The organism is Streptomyces sp. CNH287 (genome assembly GCF_000424825.1).
In genome coordinates this window covers 1-18,524 of the sequence record NZ_AUKQ01000022.1, presented here as the reverse complement: position 1 = coordinate 18,524, position 18,524 = coordinate 1, and the positions used below count along the sequence as shown (strand labels likewise).

Annotated in this window: 18 protein-coding genes and 1 rRNA gene; 13 read left to right on the top strand and 6 right to left on the bottom strand. The window is 72.0% G+C overall.

The features are described from left to right. The first annotated feature begins 48 nt into the window (after positions 1-48). Positions 49-273: a DUF397 domain-containing protein gene (locus H299_RS0121065; protein WP_027750023.1), complete on the top strand. Its 225-nt coding sequence runs from the start codon at positions 49-51 to the stop codon at positions 271-273. Between the two features lie 113 nt (positions 274-386). Further along, positions 387-701: a hypothetical protein gene (locus tag H299_RS0121060; protein ID WP_027750022.1), complete on the top strand. Its 315-nt coding sequence runs from the start codon at positions 387-389 to the stop codon at positions 699-701. 74 nt (positions 702-775) lie between these two features. On the opposite strand, the gene H299_RS0121055 is transcribed toward H299_RS0121060, so the two are convergent. The 3 genes from H299_RS0121055 to H299_RS35345 form a co-directional block, all read right to left on the bottom strand. Further along, positions 776-1,693, bottom strand: a complete 918-nt coding sequence (locus H299_RS0121055; protein ID WP_027750021.1) for a GNAT family N-acetyltransferase — start codon at positions 1,691-1,693, stop codon at positions 776-778. A gap of 200 nt (positions 1,694-1,893) precedes the next feature. Further along, positions 1,894-2,418 carry a hypothetical protein gene (locus H299_RS35350; RefSeq protein WP_037759902.1) on the bottom strand — a complete coding sequence of 175 codons (525 nt, stop codon included), beginning with the start codon at positions 2,416-2,418 and terminating at the stop codon, positions 1,894-1,896. A gap of 157 nt (positions 2,419-2,575) precedes the next feature. After that, a complete protein-coding gene (locus tag H299_RS35345; protein ID WP_078512911.1) occupies positions 2,576-3,556 on the bottom strand; it encodes a class I SAM-dependent methyltransferase in 981 nt (326 codons plus the stop codon). Positions 3,557-3,680: 124 nt separating this feature from the next. Between H299_RS35345 and H299_RS0121040 the strand changes: the two genes are divergently transcribed. Together H299_RS0121040 and H299_RS35340 are read left to right on the top strand one after the other, a co-directional pair. Beyond that, entirely contained in the window at positions 3,681-4,112 is a 432-nt protein-coding gene (locus H299_RS0121040; RefSeq protein WP_027750020.1) for a pentapeptide repeat-containing protein, read from the top strand. A gap of 425 nt (positions 4,113-4,537) precedes the next feature. After that, complete coding sequence (locus H299_RS35340) at positions 4,538-5,167, top strand: TetR/AcrR family transcriptional regulator (protein WP_051262683.1); 630 nt, start codon at positions 4,538-4,540, stop codon at positions 5,165-5,167. A gap of 46 nt (positions 5,168-5,213) precedes the next feature. Here H299_RS35340 and H299_RS0121030 read toward each other — a convergent pair whose 3' ends face one another. Then, complete coding sequence (locus tag H299_RS0121030) at positions 5,214-5,855, bottom strand: hypothetical protein (protein ID WP_027750019.1); 642 nt, start codon at positions 5,853-5,855, stop codon at positions 5,214-5,216. A gap of 278 nt (positions 5,856-6,133) precedes the next feature. Here H299_RS0121030 and H299_RS0121025 point away from each other — a divergent pair, with 278 nt between their 5' ends. The 5 genes from H299_RS0121025 (at position 6,134) to H299_RS0121005 (ending at position 13,345) form a co-directional block, all read left to right on the top strand. Continuing rightward, positions 6,134-7,030 (top strand): membrane protein, encoded by an 897-nt coding sequence (locus H299_RS0121025; RefSeq protein WP_027750018.1) that lies wholly within the window; start codon positions 6,134-6,136, stop codon positions 7,028-7,030. After that, on the top strand, positions 7,020-8,348 hold the full coding sequence (locus H299_RS0121020; protein ID WP_037759901.1) for a hypothetical protein: 1,329 nt from the start codon (positions 7,020-7,022) through the stop codon (positions 8,346-8,348). The genes H299_RS0121025 and H299_RS0121020 overlap by 11 nt, the downstream gene beginning before the upstream one ends. Then, on the top strand, positions 8,345-9,931 hold the full coding sequence (locus tag H299_RS0121015) for an SCO6880 family protein (RefSeq protein ID WP_027750016.1): 1,587 nt from the start codon (positions 8,345-8,347) through the stop codon (positions 9,929-9,931). The genes H299_RS0121020 and H299_RS0121015 overlap by 4 nt, the downstream gene beginning before the upstream one ends. Positions 9,932-9,998: 67 nt before the next feature. After that, positions 9,999-11,456, top strand: a complete 1,458-nt coding sequence (locus tag H299_RS0121010) for an ATP-binding protein (protein WP_027750015.1) — start codon at positions 9,999-10,001, stop codon at positions 11,454-11,456. A 2-nt stretch (positions 11,457-11,458) separates the two neighbouring features. Beyond that, positions 11,459-13,345, top strand: a complete 1,887-nt coding sequence (locus H299_RS0121005) for a hypothetical protein (protein WP_027750014.1) — start codon at positions 11,459-11,461, stop codon at positions 13,343-13,345. A 174-nt stretch (positions 13,346-13,519) separates the two neighbouring features. Here H299_RS0121005 and H299_RS35335 read toward each other — a convergent pair whose 3' ends face one another. Further along, positions 13,520-14,095 carry a GNAT family N-acetyltransferase gene (locus H299_RS35335; protein WP_051262682.1) on the bottom strand — a complete coding sequence of 192 codons (576 nt, stop codon included), beginning with the start codon at positions 14,093-14,095 and terminating at the stop codon, positions 13,520-13,522. A gap of 190 nt (positions 14,096-14,285) precedes the next feature. Between H299_RS35335 and H299_RS35330 the strand changes: the two genes are divergently transcribed. Genes H299_RS35330 through H299_RS0120980 form a run of 4 tightly spaced genes read left to right on the top strand, consistent with a single transcriptional unit; the run spans position 14,286 to position 18,143 of the window. After that, on the top strand, positions 14,286-15,257 hold the full coding sequence (locus H299_RS35330) for an ATP-binding cassette domain-containing protein (protein ID WP_051262681.1): 972 nt from the start codon (positions 14,286-14,288) through the stop codon (positions 15,255-15,257). After that, positions 15,254-16,072 (top strand): ABC transporter permease, encoded by an 819-nt coding sequence (locus tag H299_RS0120990; protein ID WP_027750013.1) that lies wholly within the window; start codon positions 15,254-15,256, stop codon positions 16,070-16,072. Before H299_RS35330 ends, H299_RS0120990 begins: the two co-directional genes overlap by 4 nt. A 27-nt stretch (positions 16,073-16,099) precedes the next feature. Further along, positions 16,100-17,455 carry a sensor histidine kinase gene (locus H299_RS35325; RefSeq protein ID WP_486587353.1) on the top strand — a complete coding sequence of 452 codons (1,356 nt, stop codon included), beginning with the start codon at positions 16,100-16,102 and terminating at the stop codon, positions 17,453-17,455. Between the two features lie 4 nt (positions 17,456-17,459). After that, positions 17,460-18,143, top strand: coding sequence for a response regulator transcription factor (locus H299_RS0120980; protein ID WP_027750012.1), 684 nt, complete (start codon positions 17,460-17,462; stop codon positions 18,141-18,143). 73 nt (positions 18,144-18,216) lie between these two features. Here H299_RS0120980 and rrf read toward each other — a convergent pair. Further along, positions 18,217-18,333, bottom strand: a 5S ribosomal RNA gene (rrf, locus tag H299_RS0120975). Positions 18,334-18,524: the final 191 nt, after the last annotated feature.

Here is an 18,524-nt window from a genome sequence, read left to right as displayed (position 1 = left end):
CCGGCAGGTTCGGCCCACCAGGAGTCACGGAACACTAGGCTTCCGGGCATGGCCGACATGAGCGAGCTGAACTGGATTCGAGCCACGGACGACCCGGACGCCGCGTGCATCGAGGTCGCCACCGGCGAGGGGGGCCTCGTCCACCTGCGACAGAGCGACGAGCCGGACAACATCGTCACGACCACGCAGGCCAAGTGGGACGCATTCGTGCTCGGTGTGCAGAACAACGAGTTCGACCACTTCGTCGAGGGCGTGGAGATCGACGGCCGGTAGCGGCGGGCCGGGGAGGACGGCAGCAGGCCAGGGCCCAGGCTGAGTACGTACGCGGGCGAAGGTGAGTACTTCCGCCGAGGTGCGGGGGCACGGGCGCGCCTACGTTGGCCCACATGAGCGAGCACCCCGGTCCCACGACCGCCCCGGCCCCCGGCACTGCCAGCGACACCGCCGGCACTGCTGGCGCTACCGGCACCGACACCCAGGGCACCGCCGACGCCGCAGGCGGGAGCACCAGCACCGTGCAGAAGGTGGTGGTCAGCGTGCTGCTCACCGTCGGCGCGGTGCTGCTGGCCTTGTTCATCGCACTCGCCCACGTCGTGTCGGAGCTGCAACGCGACATCGACGAGGGGTACGACCGGGACCCGGTCTCGCGGGCGGGCGTGGACGCGCCGAGGGCCCCGGGTGACGAGGCGCGCCAGTCGTGAGACGGGGCCGGGGCCGACGGGGACGTGACCGCGCCCGTACCGGCACCCCGCGCGGGGTGCCGGTACGGGCGCGGTCACAGGTCGAGCTGGTACTCCAGCGTGCGGTGCGTCGCGCGGTAGCCGAACAGGTCGTTGATCCGGCGCATCCAGCCGTTGCTGTCGGCCGTGTCCGTCAACAGCCCCGACAGATCAGGGTGTCGCGCGGCGACCTGGCGTATGGACTCGGCCTTCATCCAGGCGCCCAGGCCGTGGCCCCGGTGCTCGGGCAGTACGCCCGTCCCGTAGTGCTGCCCGTCACCCTTGCCGTCGCCGGGCACCACCAGTTCGGTGAATCCGGCGAGGGAGCCGTCCGACTCGTCGACGGCCGCCACCGTGTACAGCAGGTCGCCGCGCCGGGCGATCGCCGCCGCCGCGTCCCGTACGCGCTGGACGTCCCAGGTGACAACGCCGTAGTCGGTGTCGTCCATCGGCATGTCGTCCATGGCGCGGCGCGATGCGGCGAAAGTGGCCGCCAGTTCGTCCGGCACGGTGCCGGACCAGGAGGTCAGCCGGTAGCCGGGGTGCTCGCGCGCGGCCCTCGCGTACACCGCGTCGAGGTTGGTGCTGGCGCCGTCGCCATCGCCGTCGCCCTGACGGAGCGGCAGCCGGGCGTACGTGAGCGCGAGGACCGTACGGAAGCCGTGCCCGGACAGGAACAGGTCTCCCGGGGACCCGGCCTCGGCCTGGGCCAGTAGGCTGCGCCGCCCCCGGGCGCGCGCGGCGGCGACGGCCGGGGCCAGCAGCTGGGAGCCCACGCCGTGGCGCCGCTCGGCGGGGTGGACGGTGAGCGTCAGCTTCGCGAGGTGGTCCTGCCCGTCGCGGGTGAACAGGCGCAGCGCGGCGCTGCCCAGCGGCGCGCCCTCGGCCTGCGCGTCATCGGTGGCGAGCCACAGCAGTCGGTGGCTGTCGGGGGTGGTGTCGGGGTGGGTCAGTGCGGTGAGGCGAAGTGGCACGGTGTCTCCGTGATCATGAGGAAGTGGCTGTCGTCGTCACGCGATTCCAGAGCCTCAGCACTCGTGCGCATGAGCCGTACACCTCCTCATGAGCGCCGCCCCGTGGGGCAGCGCGGCAGACCAGTCTGCCGTTCGGGCCGGCCGGTCGCAGCACTTCACCGGCGGCGGGCAATCCACACCCTGTGGATGCGCGGACCATGTTACGTGGCAGCCGTCGGCGTCCCCGGCTGCGGGCGGTGGCGACGCGCGTAGGCGAGGGCCACGAAGGCGAGCAGCGGCCCCCATGCGAGCAGCGGGAGATAGCAGGCCTGCATGAGCCAGAACCACCCGCCGCGCAGTTCGCCGTCCCCCGCGCCCACGACGAACACCTGCACCACGGGAAGCACGGTGAACAGCAACGTCAGCAGCACCGCGCCGGTCATCGCCGCGCGCACCACCACCCGCGGGCGGACCGTACGTCCGCCCGCGAACGGCACCCAGCGCGGCACGGTCTCCCCCCACGGCCGCACGAGCCCGAGCGTCAGGTAGGCCAGCACCTCGGCCAGCAGGCTCAGGCCCAGCAGGTACACCGAACCCCAGCCCGGCGCCTGGAAGTTCTCCCGCATGGCCTCCGCGCTGTGACCCAGCGGCACGCCGAACGCCAGCAGTGCCCGCCACACACTGGACGGCAGCACGCACCACACCACCAGGCGGGCCGCACGCGCCGCCGCCACCGAATCGTTCACCGTTGCCGTCTCCGCTGAGTTCACCCCGTGATCATGCGCGTGGAGGGCGCGAGGCGGCATCATTCTAGAGGGCAGTCTCCAATAGTCCTGCGGGAGGATGAAGACCTCCGGGGAGCGGCTCAGAGAAGGACTCGGGGAAGGGCTCGACTGCTCGGATTCAGCCCGCTTCGGCGGTGACCAGCCAGCAGGTGCTGCGCAGCCGGACGGCGCCGTAGGGGGAGTGCAGAGCGGCGGCTTCCGGGGCGGACTCACGGCGGGGCTCCCGCTCGTACTCGCGCAGGGCCTCGACCAGGGCCTGGCGGGCGCGCTCCCGGACCTCCGGGCCGACCCCGGCGGTCAGATGGCGCCCGGGGCCGGAGTCCAGCAGGAAGTCGGCCGCGTCCGCCGCGTCCCGGCCCCAACTTCCGTACACCTCCGCGCTTTCGACCGCGACCCCGGTGAACCCGGCTGCGGCCAGCACCTCGCGTATGCGCTCCGGGTCCGACAGGGAGAACATGCCGGGGCCACCCGGCGCCCCGAAGCCGCCGAGGGCACCAGGACCGCCGGCACTGCCGACGGGCAGATGCGGGCGGAGCGCGGCCATCGCACTCAGCCACTCGTTGCCCTCCGGCTCTGCCCCGCAGACGAACGCCAGCCGGCCACCGGCCCGCAACGCCACCGCGAGATTGGTGAAGGCGGCGACGGGGTCGGCGAAGAACATCACCCCGTGACAGCTGATCACCTTGTCGAAGGTGCCGGGCTCGAAGGAGTGGGTCTGGGCGTCACCGCGCTCGAAGGTGACGTTGGCAAAGCCCCCGGCCTCGGCGGACTCGCCCGCGCGGGTCAGCATCGGAGCCGACAGGTCCAGGCCCATGACCCAGCCCCGGGCGGCCCGGCGGGCGGCGAGCCGGGTCGTACGGCCCGCGCCGCAGCCCACGTCCAGCACGCGATCCCCCGCGCCGACGGCGGCGGCGGTGAGGAGAGGCTCGTCGAGATCCGCATTGACGGCGTCCCAGCGGTCCTGGTGTCGGGCCCAGTGGGTGCCTTCGTAGCCGTTCCAGGCGGCCTCCTGGGCGGGGTCCGCAGGGACGGCGGAACCGGGCTGGTCGGAAGGGACGGAAAGGGCCGAGGGGGTGGCCGGGCGGGGTGCGTTGCGCATGGGGTGCCTCCTGACGAACGGGACCGCGGCCAGTATGGGCGCGTGCCCATACTGTATGGGCACGCGCCCATACTGGCAAGTCCCAGCTTCCGCGGCGCGGCGGCAGTCGCCTGGAAGGACACGGATGAGCAGCTTGCGGCGCGACGAGTTGGCAGACCTCGTACGACAGGGCCCGCAACCCTTCTACGCCTGGCGGTTCACGCACCCGGAGGCCGAAGCCGACGACGTCTTCCTGTGCGGCGCGCACCTGACAGGCGCCGACCTGTCCGGCGCGTCCCTGCGCGGGGCCACGGTCGCGCTGTCCCCGCTGGGCAAGCGGATCATTCACGGCTGCGACGTGTCGACGCTCGATCTGCGCCGCGCCAGTCCGGCCAGGGCACGGATGACGGCCGAGGGCCAGGACTGCGCGAAGGCCCTGGCCGAACAGGGCAACGACCACTACTGGCAGAGGGACCACACCAGTGCGGCACAAGCTTGGCGCCGAGCAGCCGAGCAGCCGAGCAGCCGAGGACGGAGACGTCGAAGCGATGAACAAACTCGGCATCCGCCCCGATGAGCCTGGCGAGTACACCGAAGCGACGCGATGGTGCGAGCGGGCTGCGCAGCGTGGCCACGCCGACTCGATGTACGGCCGCGCAAGCGCGGGGACGTCGCGGGAGCGGAGGGCTGGTATCGCGGGCGTTCGACGCCGGGTACACCAGGGCCGGGTTCCACTGAGCCGGCTGACTCACGCGCGCCACGACACGGACCAGGCGCCCGGCTGGCCCCGGCCCAGGGCGGCGATGTGGACTCGATGGATGTGCTGGCCACACTCGCTTCCACGCGGGTGATCCTCCGGAGGCGCGGTCCTGGGGCCTGCGGGCGCGCACGGGCGCGGAGGAGCACGCTGCTCCGCCGCTGCCCCATGCCCGGCCGCCTGTGGCCGCCGACCGCCCGAGGGTCGTACCTTGGGCCTGTGCCCAAACCCGGAGAGGCGGCCCTATGTCCCCGCGCGGAGTGACGATTCCCGACGTACGCGAGCGGCTGTTCAGCGCCGCCGAACGGGTCCTCGCCCGCGAGGGGCCCGGCGGGCTGACCGGCCGGGCGATCACGGGCGAGGCGGGCTGCGCGAAAGGGCTGCTGAACGCCCACTTCGCGGGGCTGGACGAGTTCCTGGCCGAGCTGCTCCTCGACCGGTTCACCCGCGCCGCACGTCAGGCCGACGACCTCCCGGCCCGGGCCGGACAGGGCACCGTCGCGGGCAACCTCCGCGACGTCACCGACAGCCTGCTCTCCTCCGCCGGGCCGACCATCTCCGGCCTCACCCTCGCCCGTCCCGCCGCCTCACAGCGGATTCGCGCGGCGCTGCAGGACGGGGCGCCGGGCTTCACCTCGATCGAACGCTCGATCGCGGCCTATCTTGACGCCGAACGGGAACGGGGCCGCGTCGCGGCGGACGCGGACACCGACGCGGTCGCCCTCGCGCTCGTCGGGACCGTGCACCACCTGCTGATGACGGAGGGCTGGACGGGTCCGACGGACCCCGCCGGGCAGGCGGACCAGCTCGTCGCGATGCTCGCCGGAGCGGTCGGGACGGCGGCGACGGCCGGCGGGGCGGCGGCCGGGACGTGACGTGACCGGCGCGCCCGCACCACACGTGCGCGCGGCGGCGAAGCCGTCAGTGGGTCTTCACGGGGTAGATGCAACCGGTCTCCGGGTACGGCCCGTTCGCCTCGGCCGCCACCCGCGTGGCGTCGACCATCCCGGTCACGCAGGCGCTGCCGCCCACCCGGATTCCGTACATCGAACCCGGCTGCGCCACCCAGTCCGTCCGGGCGTTGTCCCACTCCGAGTGGGGCTTCCGTACCAGCAGGTCCTCGGCACGGAAGCCCAGTCCGAGCAGGGCGGCACGCACCTCGGCGGGGGCGATGCGGCCTCGGGTACGTAGCTTCTCGAGTGCGGGCCTGATCCGCGCGGCGTCGGCGCGTGCCACCTCCTCGTCGGCGGGGGTCATCCGGCCGGGGCGGCGGGCGACGTTGTTCTCCCCGTGGTGCGGGGCACCGTCGATGACGCCCGGCTCGACGTAGGGGCTCGCCGGGGCGGTGGGTGACGACGGGGCGGGCGACGAGCCGGCCGGGGACCGGAGGGCAGGGGACTGCGGGGCCGAGGGCGAGGAGGCCGACGACGAGGCCCGCCCGCCGGGCTCTTCGCCCGCTCCCGCCGCGCCGCTCCCCTGGTTGAGGGCGCACCCGCCCAGCGAGGCGGTCAGCAGGAGAACGGCCAGCGCGGTGGACGCGCGGGCGCGCCTGTGCGGCAACATGGGCGTGAGCCTGCCACAACGCCCCGCACTCCCGCCTGAGTACGCGTACTCACCGGCGGCTCGCATCGACTCCTGTGCCCCGTCAGGGCCGTCCCGTGGGACAGGTGCGAAGTGAGGTGCGGTTGGGGGCACATGACGGGTATCTCTTCCTACGAGATGGTCGCCGCTGTGGATGACGGGACCCACGCAACCGGTCCCCCGGCTAACGTCGTGTGAGGGGACAATGCACTGACGGCGGTTGACGGCTGTGGGCTGAGGGTTGAGGAGGCACGTCCGGCATGAGCATCGGCGGCGACGACTACGACGAGCGCGGTCGTCCGGGCGGCGCGGGCCCGTCCACGGGACGCGGCTCGGCCCGCCACGGGACGCGTACCAGACTGCCGGGCGAGGACGGTGACGTCTACGGCGTCGGCAAGCGCCCGGCGGCGCGGCCGGGGCGGAGCCTGCTCACGGTGCTGAGCGTGGTGGTGCTGCTCATCGCGGCTATCGCCTTTGCCAACCGGGGCGGCGACTCCAACTCCGGCCCGGACGGCGGCAACAGCGATTCCCGAGGTGAGGACGCCAAGGGAGGCGACCCTCAGCCCACCGCACCGACGGGCGAGCAGCCTGTCCAGGACAAGGACGGCACGACGGGCATCCCGTCCGGCTTCCCCCAGTCCGAACAGGGCGCCCAGAGCGCAGCGACGAACTACGCGGTGGCGTTGGGCGGGGAGAAGATGTATGCGGATGATGCCCGAGAGGCCATCATCTCCTCCGTCTACACTCCCGACGCCGCCGCAAAGCACCGGCCAGATCTGGACAAGGTCTACACCGACCCGGAGTTCCTCGGGCGGATCGGGCTGAAGGAAGACGGCACTGCCCCGGACGGGATGCTGTTCGTCTCCCGCACGAATCCGGTCGGTAGCAAGATCGTCGAGTTTGACAAGGACAGCGCCAAGGTCGCCGTCTGGTACTCGACACTCTTCGGGCTCTCCGGCGAGGGCTCCAAGAAGCCCGTCACGGAAAGCTGGTACACCAACACCTTCGATCTCGCATGGGTCAACGGTGACTGGAGGGTGGACAGCTTTGAGCAGAAGAACGGTCCGACTCCAGTCGGCAGGGACCAACGCGCTTCCCCCGCGAAGGAGATGAGTGATGCCGTCGAAGACTTCGGGGGGTACACCTATGCCCGCTGACAAGCGCCGGACACTGACCTTGCTCGGCATCTTCTCGAGTGTCCAAGCCGCTTCCCTGCTCTATGCGACCGGCACCTCCGCCGCACCGAACGACGAGGACTGCGACAACGTCGCCAGTCCCGCCAAGGCCCTCTGCGAGAACGGCGACGACGGCGGCTCCGGTGGTGGTGGGAAGGCGCCCGAGCCCGAGTACCTCGTCGATCCGCTTTCCTCCCTCGCCAAGGGCTTCGCCGAGGCCGCCGCCTGGACGGTCAACCAACTCTCGGACCTGGTCAACGAGACCTCCAACGTCGACTTCACCAACAGCTCCTTCCTCCGCCAGTACGCCGTCGTCTTCGCCGCGTCCACCATCCTCACGCTCGTGCTGTGGCTGCTCGCCGTGGCCAAGCGGGCGGTGCGCGGCGTCCCGTTCATGGAGGCGTTCACCGAGGCGATCGGCTTCCTCTGGCTGGTCGTCCTGGCGTCCGCGTTCACACCGCTCGTCCTCTACACCGTCGTCTCGGCGACGGACTCGGTGACCGAGGCGGTGGCGACAGGCACCCGCAGCGATACCGACGCCTTCTTCGGCACGTTCGCGGAGGCCCTGGAGAAGGGCGAGGACGTCGGGGGCGGCCCGGTGATGCTCATCCTCGTCTCGCTCGTCTCGGTCCTCGCCGCCGGTGTGCTCTACCTGGAGCTGGTCATCCGCGCCGCCCTGCTCTACGTGGGCGCACTCCTGGGCACGGCGGTGTACGCGGGCCTGGTGGACAAGAACCTCTGGGGCCACGTACGGCGCTGGGTGGGCATCATGATCGCGGTGATCCTGGTGAAGCCGGTCATCATGATCGTGCTCGGGCTGGCCGGCGCGCTGGCGGCGGACGACGGTCCGAACGCCTTCTCCGCGATCGTCTCCGGTCTCGCCATCATCGTGCTGGCGATCTTCGCCTCGGCCATGATCTACCGCTTCGTGCCCGGCTTCGGCGACGAGATCGTCAGCCACCGCAACGCAAGCCGGGACGCAGCCTCCCGTACGGCGGTGGCGGCCGTCGCCTCGCCCGCGACCATGCTGCGGCAGGGCATCAACACGCACGGCGCCCGCAGCGGAGGAGGCGGTGGCGGGGACGGCGGCGGCGGTTCCGGCGCCGCCCGCCCGGCGGGCGGGATGTCCGGCGGCATGGCCGCGCACAGCGCCCGTGGAGGCGGCGGCACCGGTGGGGGCGGCGGCAGCGCCCCCACCCCCTCCGCACCCCCCAAACCCAGGAACGTCGGGGACAACACGGGTTCCCGCACACCACACAGCAACCGCACCAACCGCACCACCGGAGGTGATCGCGGGTGACGACGCCTTCCCACACCGCCGCGCCGCGCCGTACGTACATGATCGGCCGCGCCCGGCCGAACGCCATCGTCGGCAAGAACCGGGAGACCGGCGAGATCGCCGTGATCATCGCCGGTGCCTTCATCGGCATGATGAGCGGCCTGCTGGTCCCCGTGCTGGTGGTACGGATTCCGGCGCTGGTCGGCTTCCCGATGCTCGCACTGGCGGCCGTATACGTGCCCTACCGGGGGCGCACGCTCTACAAGTGGTTCGAGATCGACCGCTCCTACAAACGCATGGTGCGGCGCGGCGCCCCGTACCGCTCGGGTGCCGCCGAAGCCGGTACGCGGCTGGACGGCCGGGAGGTGGAGGTCGGGCCGCCGCCCGGGGTGGGGCGGATCAACTGGCTGTCGGCGCCCTTCGGCCCGGACGAGATCGCGGTGCTGCTGCACGCCGACCGCCGTACGGTGACCGCCGCCATCGAGATCGAGGGCCCGGGAGTCGGGCTCCGCGACAGCGAGGACCAGGAGGCACTGGTCGACCGCTTCGGCACGCTGCTGAAGCACGTGGCCAACGGCGACGGCTTCGTCTCCCGGCTCCAGATCCTGGCCCGTACGCTACCGGCGGACCCGGACGCGCACGCCAAGGACATCGCCCAGCGCGGCGACGACCGCGCGGCGCCCTGGCTCCAGGCGTCGTACGAGCAGCTCCAGTCGATGGTGTCGACCTCCAGCGAGCAGCACCGCGCGTATCTGGTGGCCTGCATGCACTACGGTCGCGAGCTGGCTGCCGAGGGGGCCACACTGGCCAAGGCCGCGCGCGTCGCCGCCCGCGCGAACGGCGGCCGTCGCGACGGGGCGGGCAGCGCCCGCAGGATGACCAAGGACGAGGGCCTTGCCGTCGTCATGGCCCGTGAGCTGACGGACATCTGCGCGCGGTTGGCGGAGGCGGACATCAGGGTGCGGCAGCCACTGGGCCAGGCCCGGATGTCGTCGCTGATCCACTCCATGTACGACCCGGACCACCCCATCGACCACATCCAGGCCATGACGAAGCGGAACGCCTGGCCCGCCGAGCTGGACGCGATGGAGCCGACGTACCTGCGGGCGAAGACCCGCGAGTCGGTGACCCGCGCGCCCTGGTGCCACTCGACGGCGTGGATCAAGGAGTGGCCGATGACCCCGGTAGGCGTCAACTTCCTGGCACCGCTGCTGGTCCACACCCCGGACGTGATCCGTACCGTCGCGGTGGTGATGGACCTGGAGCCGACGGAGCTGGCCATCGAGCGGATGCTGACGGAGAAGACCAACGACGAGGCGGACGCGAACCGTTCGGCGAAGATGAACCGCACGGTCGACCCGCGCGACGTCGCCTCGCACGGCCGCGTCGACCAGCGCGGCGAGGACCTGGCCAGCGGCGCGGCGGGGGTCAACCTGGTCGGGTACATCACGGTCTCCTCCCGTACGCCCGAAGCGCTGGCGCGCGACAAGCGGACGATCCGCGCGTCGGCGGGCAAGTCGTACCTCAAACTGGAGTGGTGCGACCGCGAGCACCACCGGGCGTTCGTCAACACCATGCCGTTCGCGACCGGCATACGGCGCTGACGGGCGGCGCCCGCGCTCCGGCCCACCCGTTCCCCGCACCCGTCCCCGAGAATCCGGAGGTAGTGGCATGGCCGCACGAGACCCCCTGACCATGGTCACCGACGCCTTCACCGGCTTCCTGTTCGGCAAGACGGAGACCACGCGCCTTCCCGTCCGCACCTCGACCGGCCAGGCCCAGGCCGTCTACCTGCCGACCGCCGCTCCCGGCCTCGGCGACTCCGGCGTGATCATCGGGCGTGAGGTCTACAGCGGGAAGGGCTACATCTACGACCCCTTCCAGCTCTACGGCCAGCAACTCCCCGCCCCGCACTGGCTGGTGCTCGGTGAGTCGGGCAACGGCAAGTCGGCGCTGGAGAAGACCTACGTGCTGCGTCAGCTGCGCTTCCGCGACCGGCAGGTGGTGGTGCTGGACGCCCAGGGCGAGGACGGCGTCGGCGAATGGAACCTGATCGCCGAGGAGATGGGCATCACTCCCATCCGGCTCGACCCGACCGCCGCCCTCGACCAGGGCATACGGCTGAACCCGCTGGACCCGGCGATCACCACGACCGGCCAGCTGGCCCTGCTGCGCACCATCATCGAGGTGGCGATGGGGCACGGCCTGGACGAACGCTCCGGCTTCGCGCTCAAAGTCGCGCACGCCTTCGTGAACTCCACCACCGGCGACCGGCAGCCGGTTCTGATGGACATCGTCGAGCAACTGCGTCACCCGGAGCCGGAGTCGGCGACCGCGATGAACGTCGCCCTGGAGGACGTACGCGCCTGGGGCCTGGACGTCGCGCTGGTGCTGGACCGCCTGGTCGACGGCGACCTGCGCGGCATGTTCGACGGGCCGACGACGGTCGGCATCGACCTGGACTCCCCCCTGATCATCTTCGACCTCTCGCACATCGACCGGAACTCCATCGCGATGCCGATCCTGATGGCCATCGTCGGCGTGTGGCTGGAACACACCTGGATTCGCCCTGACCGCAAGAAGCGGATCTTCCTGGTGGAAGAGGCGTGGCACATCATCAACAGCCCGTTCGTGGCACAGCTCTTCCAGCGGCTGCTGAAGTTCGGGCGACGGCTGGGCCTGTCCTTCGTCGCGGTCGTGCACCACCTCTCCGACGTCGTCGACGGCGCGGCGGCACGTGAGGCCGCCGCCATCCTCAAGATGGCCTCCACACGGACGATATACGCGCAGAAGGCTGACGAGGCGAGAGCGACCGGCAAGGTGCTGGGGCTGCCGCGCTGGGCGGTGGAGATCATCCCGACGCTCTCTCCCGGCATCGCGGTCTGGGACGTCAACGGCAATGTGCAGGTGGTCAAACACCTGGTCACCGAGGCGGAACGCCCCCTGGTCTTCACCGACCGCGCCATGACCGAAGCCTCCGTCGTGCCGCCGCCCGCGCCCCTGACCCCGGCGTCCCTGGAGCAGGCGCTGGAGGCGGAGACGGAGGCCCGCGCGCTGGCGATGGAGTACGGCAGTACGGCGCGCGGGCCCAGGACATCCGGCGGCCCGAACGCCTCCACGGTGGCCTGACCGTGGCCTACCAGCGGACGGGAGGGCGGGGCGGCGAGCGCGGGCGGGCCGAACGAGGAGTACCGGACGGCCTGCTGGTCGGCGGGCTCGCGTTCGTGCTCGGTATGGCGGTCCTGGTCTGGACGGCGACGGGGCTGGCGGGAATCTTCTCGCACGGCGCCTGGCCGGACGGGGTGCGCTTCACCCGGACGCCCGAGGCGATCCGCGCGCTCCTGGCCGAGCCGCACGACCTGGCAGCCGCCTGGCCAGGGACGCCGCGCGGGGAGTTGCCCGGGTACGGGCTGTTCTGGGGAATCTTCATCAGCCAGCTGATGGTGCTCATCGTGGTGGCGGTCTTCGTCCTGGGGACGGTGACCCGCTGGCGCGCCGTCCGCCGTGCGGCGCGGGAGGGCGGGGCGCCGCCAGGCGCGGAGCGGCGCGAGGGCGAGGGGGCGCCCGGCGGTCGGCGCGGCAGCCCGCCCAGCGGGCCGTACGACGGCCCGGGCGGCACCAGTGGCACCAGCCAAGCTGCCGAGCAGGCGCGGGAGTTCCGATCGGACGGCGGTTACGGCCGCCACCCCGGCGACCGCGGCGGGCCACCCGCCGAGCACCGAGCCTACGAGCACCGCGCGTATGAACCGCGACACAGCACACCGCACGAAGGAGCGCCGTACGACGACCGCCACGCGCACGAGTCCGCGCCCGCGCCACCCCTCAGGCCGGACGGTGCGCGCTTCCCGCACCAAGAGGGCGACGGCACGCCCCCACCCACCCGGCCGCCGTACGCTCCCGACCCCGCCACGCCGCCACCTGGCGACGGCACGGATGGAGTCGGCACAGGCAGAGGCAGCACGGGCAGAGACAGCGCAGACAGAGGCAGCGCAGGCAGAGGCAGCGCAGGCAGCTTCAGCTCAACGAGCCTCGGTGCGACCAGCCTCGGCGCAGCGGCCATGGGCGCAGCGGGCTTCGGCGCCACCGGGCAGGAGACGTACGGCCGTCCCCACTACGCCCCGCACCCCCATACCGCCTGCGAGGCGGTCCACGAGGCGGCGGGCCCCGCTCTCGTCGTCACCGCCGACCCCGCCCTGTACACCGAAACCGTCGGCGCCCGCAGCAAGCTCGGACCCGCGCACGTCTACGACCCGGCCCAGCTGACCAGCACCCCGAACCGCCTGCGCTGGGCGCCGCACCGCGGGTGCGAGGAGATGCCCGCCGCCCGGCTGCGCGCAGCCGCGCTGCTCGCGCCCGTACGCAGCCCCGCCCTCGCCGACCGGGCCGTGCAGGACGCCGCCGAGACCCTGCTGCGCTGCTGGCTGCACGCGGCGGCCGTGGCCGGAGAGCCGTTCCGCCAGGTCCACCGCTGGGCGTTGAACGGATCGTCGAAGGACGCCGTACGCATCCTGCGCACGCACGGCGGGGCGACCTCGGGCGCCGCCGGGGAGCTGGAAGCCACCCTCACCGCCCACCCCGAGCGGCGCGAGGCGGCCACCGCGATGGTCCGGCGCGCCCTGGGAGCGCTGGCCCAGCTGCACATCCGCAACGCCTGCACACCCGGGCGCGCGGATCGGGTCGCATGGGAGTCGTTCATCCCGGAAGGGGGAACGCTCTATGTGGTGGGCGAGGCCATAGAAGCACCGCGCCGCGGTGACCCCGCCGCGATGCCGCTGCTCACCGCGCTCACCTCAGCCGTGGTCGAGCACGGCCGCCGCATGGCCGAACGGTCATCCTCCGGCCGGCTCGACCCACCACTGACCCTCGTGCTCGACCACCCGGCGACGGTCGCGCCGCTGCCCGAGCTTCCCGCGCTGCTCGCCGACGGCGAAGCGGCGGGCCTCCACCCGGTGGTACTACTCCGCTCGGAGGAGCAGGCCCGTGCCTGGTGGCCGGAGCTGGCCCGCCGTACGCACTGACCATCAAGCCGCCGCCCGTCATACGGTGCCCCCGTCATACGGGGGATCTCGGCGAGGTGCGCGGAGTCCGGTCCGAGGAGGGGGTAAAGGGCATGCCCGCATGAAGCAGTGCCACGCCCCATCCGGAAGGCCCACCGAGCACGGCCCCCGCCGCCCGGCCGCGCGTGGCGTGGTTCACGGCGATGACGAGGGCGCCCCAACTGCTCGCCCCCGGCGCTCACGGGCACCCGGACGCGGCAGCTCGTACACGTACGCCCGGCCGTACGGCGGCTTGGGGTGAGCGTCGGAGGCACCCGTCGGCCGGAACCCCCACCGCACATAGAACGCGCGCGCCCGCTCGTTCGCCTCGTGCACATGCAGGCACAGCCGCTCGACCTCGGGACGGGCCCACCCCCACCGGGCCACCGCCTCGAACAATCCACCGCCCAGGCCCGAACCCCGCTGCTCCGGCCGGGTGTACACCCCCACGATCCACGCCGCGCCGTCCACCACCCGCCCCGTCAGCATCCCGGCCCAGGCGTCATCGGCCGCGACCGCCACGAACGTCGTGCACGGCAGCCCTTCCTCCGCCTGCGCCGCCCGCCGCCGCCAGAACTCCTCCGGCTGGGCCAGCGCCGACTCGTACGACTCGGAGAACGCCACCGCGGAGACCGGATCGGCGAGTGCCGCCAACCGCAGCTCACGCAGCCTCCGCCAGTCGGCACCGCGCACTTCCCTGATCACATACGTGTCGTTCGCCCTCTCGCTCATCGCACCATCCTGGCTCGCTCCCCCTCATGCTGCCCCCGCGTTTCCCCGCACCTCTCGTACCGCTGCCTCTCGTACCGCGGTACCAAGGTGCCCGGCCCGTTGGGTGCCGCGGTACGACGCCTCGCCCGGCCCCGTTCCCTAGCGTCGGAAGCCACACCCCAACCCCACCCGACGCAGGGAGCCCGGCGAGATGATCGAAGCACGCGGCCTGACGAAACGCTACGGAGACAAGGCAGCGGTCAGCGGCCTCACGTTCACCGTGCGGCCCGGCACCGTCACCGGATTCCTCGGGCCGAACGGCGCGGGCAAGTCCACGACGATGCGCATGATCCTCGGCCTGGACTCCCCCACCCGCGGCAGCATCCACGTCAGCGGCCGGCCGTACGCAGCACACCGCGCCCCCCTGCGCGAGGTCGGGGCGCTGCTGGAGGCACGTTCCGTGCATCCGGGCCGGTCCGCCCGCAGCCATCTGCTCGCCCTCGCCCATACGCACGGCATACCCCGGGCACGGGTGGACGCCGTGCTGGAGATGGCGGGCCTGCGCGAGGTGGCGGGCAAGCGGGTCAGGAGCTTCTCGCTCGGCATGGGTCAGCGCCTGGGCATAGCCGCCGCCCTGCTGGCCGATCCCGCGACGGTCCTCCTCGACGAGCCGGTCAACGGCCTCGACCCCGAAGGCGTGCTGTGGGTGCGCAACCTGCTCAAGTCGCTCGCCGCCGAGGGGCGTACGGTCCTGGTCTCCTCCCACCTGATGAGCGAGATGGCCCTCACCGCCGAGCACCTGATCATCGTAGGACGGGGCCGCATGCTCGCGGACACCACGGTGGAGGCGTTCGTACGGGACGCCGGACTGGGCACGGTGAAGGTCGTCTCGCCGGAGGCACCCTGGCTGCGCGAGCTGCTGCGCGCACTGCCCGGCGTGGAGACCGCCCTCGACCCGCCGGACACCCTCCGCGTCAGCGGCACGGACGCCGCGCACATCGGGCGTACGGCGGCCGAGCATCGCCTGCCCCTGGCGGAACTCACCCCGCACACCGCCTCCCTGGAGGAGGCGTTCATGGACCTGACGCGGGACTCCGTGGAATACCGGACCGGCAGCACCCCGGCCGGAGGGCAGGCAGCCGGGCAGCACGCAACCGCACAGCCGGAAGGAGCCCCCGCATGACTTCCCCGGCCGCCCCCGCCGCCTCCCCGCCGCACGCGCCCCCGGCCGTCGCCGACTGCGAGCTGCGCCCACTCCGTGTCCTGCGCGCCGAGTGGTTCAAACTGTGGTCCCTCCGCTCGACCTGGATCTCGCTCGCGGTGGCGAGCACGCTGACGCTCGCCTTCGGCCTGATCGTCGCGGCCCAGTACACCCCGGAGGACAGCGGCGACGTCGACCCCGTCCAACTGACGCTGCTCGGTGTGCCGCTCGCCCAGGTCGTGCTCGCGGTCCTCGGCGTCCTGGTGACCGCGGGCGAGTACTCCACGGGCATGGTCCGGGCCACGATGGCCGCGGTGCCGCGCAGACTGCCGGTCCTGTGGGCGAAGGCCGCCGTTCTCGGCACCGTGGCCTTCGCGCTGCTGCTGGTGACGGTGTTCCTCACCTTCTCACTCGCCCAGCCCTTCCTCTCCGACACCCCCATGGCGGCGGGGCTCGGCGACCCGGGCGTCCTGCGCGCCCTTCTCGGCAGTGCGGCGGCTCCGGCCCTTGTCGCCGTCCTGGCGCTGGCCCTGGGCTCTGTGCTGCGCAGCGTGCCGGGCGGCATCGTGGCCTACATCGGCGGCGTGACCGTCCTGCCGGAGGTGCTGGCAGATCTGCCCTTCGACGTGATGGCCGACCTCGTGCAATTCTTGCCGGTCAGGGCAGGGGATGCGTTGTCCATGATCTCCCCGGGAGAGGACGCGCTCTCGCCCGGCGCGGCACTGCTCACCCTGTGCGGGTGGGCGGCGCTCGGCCTCGGTGCCGCGGCCATGGCGCTCACGCGGCGCGACGTGTGAGCCCCGGCCGAGGAGGGGGATGAAGAGGTGAGCGCGCAACCAAGGCTCGGGCCAGGCATCGAGCCCGCCGGGAGACCCGGCACACCTTCCACGCCCGCTCCCCTGCTGCACTGGTCGTACGGCACCTCCACCGCGGCCCGCCTCATCCGCCTCACCCTCGCCCGCATACGCGCGTCCCACGCCCGCCGCCCGCGGCTCTGGGACGTACTGCTGCCCGTCGTGCTGCTCCCGGCCGCCCTCGCCGACCTGGGCCCCTGGCGGAGCACCGCAGCCGACCCGGAAGCCCCGGCGCTGATCGCCTGGTTGGTCAGCGGTGGATTCCTCGTCCCGCTGCTGTGGCGGCGCACGGCTCCCGTCGCGGCGCTGTGGGCCGTCTCCGTCACCGGCTTCGTGGACGCCTGGACGGGGGTGTACATGGAGATCGGGCTGACCCGCCTGGGCATCACCTATCTCATCGCGCTCCGCCAGCCGCCGGCCCAGCTGGGCTGGGTCGCCGCCCTGATGATCGGCCAGTCGCTCGTGATGGGTCTGCGGTGGCCGCAGGAGAGCTTCGACCAGACCTTCGTTCCGCCCCTGGTGGCCTTCGCGTTGGCGGCCCTGCTCGGCATCGCGGTCCGCAACAGGCGCGCCTACACCACGTCCCTGGTCGAGCGGGCACAACAGCTGGAGATCGAACGCGATCAGCAGGCCCAGCTGGCCGCAGCCGCCGAGCGGACCCGTATCGCACGTGAAATGCACGACATCATCGGCCACAATCTGTCCGTGATCACAGGACTGGCAGACGGCGGCAGCTACGTGGTGACCAAGAACCCGGAGCGCGGGGCCCAGGCCCTCGAGGCGATCGGCACGACGAGCCGCCAAGCTCTGGGCGAACTGCGGCGGCTGCTGGGCGTGCTGCACGAGGACGCCCGTCCCGCGGAGCCGAGCCTCGTCCCGCAGCCCGCCCTCGCCGACTTGGAACGCCTGCTGGACGGCGTCCGCGAGGCGGGGCTGCCGGTGAGCTGCACCGTGCGCGGACCACTCCCCGAACTGTCGGCCGGGCGCCAACTGACGGTGTACCGCGTCGTGCAGGAGGCCCTGACCAACATCCTCAAGCACGGCGGACACGGAGATCCCCACGGCGACCCCAGCCCTCCCCGAGCCTCCGCGCAGGTCACCGTGTCGTACGGGGAGGACGGCGCGGTCGAGGCCGTCGTCCTGGACTCGGGCAGTCCACCCGGTGACTCCGGGACGAGCCGCGCCAGGAGACCGGAAGGGCAGGGAATCAACGGCATGCGGGAGCGCGCCGCGCTCTACGACGGCACCCTGGAGGCGGGCCCGCAGCCGGGCGGCGGCTGGCGCGTCCGGCTCCGGCTCCCCGCTCCGCCGCACTTCGGCGGGTGAGGCAGTGACGACGGTCCTCATCGCGGACGACCAACCCCTGCAACGTCTGGGCTTCCGGATGCTCCTGGAGAGCCAGGACGACATGGCGGTGGTCGGCGAAGCCTCGAACGGCACGGAGGCTGTCCGCCTGTGCGCCCGGCTCCACCCGGATCTGGTGCTCATGGACGTCCGCATGCCGGGGCTGGACGGCATCGAGGCCACACGCCGGATCACCAACTCCGGGGGCCGCTCCCGCATCCTGATCCTCACCACCTTCGACCTCGACGCCTACGCCTACGCGGGGCTGCGGGCCGGTGCGAGCGGCTTCCTCGTCAAGGACGCCCTGCCCGAGGAACTGCTCTCCGGCATACGCGCCGTGGCATCCGGCGACGCGGTGGTCGCTCCGGCTCTGACCCGCCGACTGCTCGACGCCTACGCCCAGCATCTCCCCGACGGCGAGGGCGGCGGGGCAGACCCGAGCCCTGCGCCGGAGGCCGATCCCCGGCTGTCCGCACTCACCGCCCGGGAGCTGGAAGTGCTCACCGCGATCGGCCGCGGGTGGACGAACGCTGAGATCGCCGAAAATCTGGTTCTCGCGGAATCCACGGTGAAATCGCACGTCGGCCGAGTCCTCGCCAAAATCGGGGCACGGGACCGCATCCAGGCGGTCATCACCGCGTACGACACGCAGTTGGTCCGCCCCTCGTGAAGCGTTGGTGCGGCGCAAAAAAAGAGGGTCGGGTTCTCTGAAATGAATTCAGAGAACCCGACCCACAATGATTGTTCGGCGGTGACCTACTCTCCCACACGCTCCCGCATGCAGTACCATCGGCGTAACAAGGCTTAGCTTCCGGGTTCGGAATGTAACCGGGCGTTTCCCTCACACTATGACCACCGAAACACGGTGAAACACACACCAGCAGCACCACACCACCCACCCCAAAAAACAGATAGCAGTGTGTGCCGGCTTGGTTGTGGTCTCAGAAACCACACAGTGGACGCGAACAACTGAGGACAAGCCCTCGGCCTATTAGTACCGGTCAACTCCACCCCTCACGAGGCTTCCATATCCGGCCTATCAACCCGGTCA